General features: G+C 39.8%; 1 protein-coding gene and 1 pseudogene. Both read right to left on the bottom strand.

Translation table 11 applies throughout. The features are described 5' to 3' along the window. Positions 1 to 285, bottom strand: a 285-nt coding sequence (locus AB4653_RS22905; RefSeq protein ID WP_372105403.1) for a transporter, incomplete at its 3' end; no start/stop codon positions are given. Between the two features lie 203 nt (positions 286 to 488). Beyond that, positions 489 to 825 (bottom strand): annotated as a pseudogene (locus AB4653_RS22900) (ATP-dependent RNA helicase); the annotation flags it as partial.

Below are 825 nucleotides of genomic sequence, written 5' to 3'. Positions count from 1 at the left end.
ATATGGCATAGCAACTTTGAGTTCATTGATCCCCTCTAGCTTGGCTAGCTTGAGTAAGGTAACAATGTTTGACTCATCACTTTTACGCGTCGACATCGATTTCAATGCCATCTGCCATAAACGATCTTCAGGGCTGGCTAGCTCTTTAATGCTATCTCGCCAGACGGTACTAAATACTGGCGCAATCGTGGTTAGTGCTTCCAGAAAAGTCCATTTTTTACTGCATGAGGCGCCAAGAAATGTTGTGTAATCAAACTCTACACGCGTCTCTGTCTGTTTATCCATGATGTCCCCCGACACTTTGACAACACAATATACTCAATATCTATCAACTCTTTCTTTATAGCAATAGGATATAGAAGAATAGTCTTTTATGACCTTTTGATTGGTTAAAAAGGCATATAAAAATCAAACTTGTAACAAAATAAGTACTGAAAAAACATATATGCACCTATTTGATTAATATTTTAGAGATAAAACTAATCCATCTATTTGATATCAATTATCCGACTCGCTTTTTTGTACTGGATACGCCAGCCAGACCATGTAGGGAGCTCCCAGCGTTTTGGTGATAACTTTCGGCTACCCGATTGATAGTGAACGTAAATCAGCTTGCGTGCGGGCAAGTATTCTACATCAAGTTGTAAGTCGGCAAGGCTCAGTGCAAACGGGTATTTTTCAGAGAACTCTGAATAGAACCAACTTGGAATCCCATCGAAAGGTATGTCTGCATGGTCGAACATTTCCAATTCGCTCACATCAGTAACTCCTAGCACCTCAAGCTGCTCTATCAACCATAGCTCAAAGTTAATGTTCTCAATTTCT

The organism is Vibrio sp. 10N.222.48.A3, from assembly GCF_041475345.1.
GTDB classification, from domain to species: domain Bacteria; phylum Pseudomonadota; class Gammaproteobacteria; order Enterobacterales; family Vibrionaceae; genus Vibrio; species Vibrio tasmaniensis_A.
Note: the sequence above shows the minus strand (reverse complement) of the source record. Positions and strands in the feature narration are given on the sequence as shown.